The following is a 680-nucleotide window of genomic DNA, read 5'->3' as shown; positions in this document are numbered from 1 at the left end:
CGGACGGGCCCGGCTCGGTGGCCGATCCGGACGCGGTGCTGGCGGACGTGGTGGCGCGGGCCGCGGCGGTCGCGCCGTGACGGCGGGGTGGGCGCATGAGTGAGACCGTGACGGCCCGGGCCGGGCAGGTGCTCGGCCAGGCCATGGCCTTCCAGCCGGCGAAGCTGGTGCTGGCGGGCACCGAACTGGGACTGTTCGCCGCGCTGGCCGCGGGGCCGCTGCCCGAGGAGCGGCTGCGGGAGAAGCTGGGGCTGCACCCGCGCGGCTGCGACCACTTCCTGGCCGCCCTCGCCGAACTCGGCTTCCTGGAGCGCACCCCGCAGGGCGCCTGGGCCAACAGCGCCGTCTCCGGCCGACTGCTGGTGCCGGGCGACCCGGCGTCGCTGAGCGGCTTCCTGCACCTGGCCGACCGGGTGATGTACCCGGCGTGGGAGCGGCTGGCGGAGGGCCTGCGGACGGGCGCCCCGCAGGCGGCGACCTACTCCGGCGACGACATGTTCGACCAGCTGTACGAGAGCGAGGAGAAGAAGGACGGTCTGGTGCGGATGGCGGAGGACGCCGAGCCGGCCGCTCATGCCCAGTGAGGCCACGTGCGCCGTGAAGTCGGCCTCCAGCTGCGGCAGGTCGAACACCTCGGCCCGCAGGTGCGGATGGGCGGCCACGACACCGGCCAGGACGTT

1 protein-coding gene is annotated in these 680 nt (G+C 75.3%); it reads left to right on the top strand.

All coding sequences use genetic code 11. The features are described from left to right. The first annotated feature begins 95 nt into the window (after positions 1-95). Complete coding sequence (locus CCN37_RS38580) at positions 96-584, top strand: methyltransferase dimerization domain-containing protein (RefSeq protein WP_210408438.1); 489 nt, start codon at positions 96-98, stop codon at positions 582-584. Positions 585-680 lie beyond the last annotated feature (96 nt).

This window comes from Allokutzneria sp. NRRL B-24872 (assembly GCF_002155965.1).
In the GTDB taxonomy this organism is placed as follows: domain Bacteria; phylum Actinomycetota; class Actinomycetes; order Mycobacteriales; family Pseudonocardiaceae; genus Allokutzneria.
The sequence above is the reverse complement of the archived record's forward strand: the minus strand, read 5'-3'. Positions and strand labels throughout refer to the sequence as shown.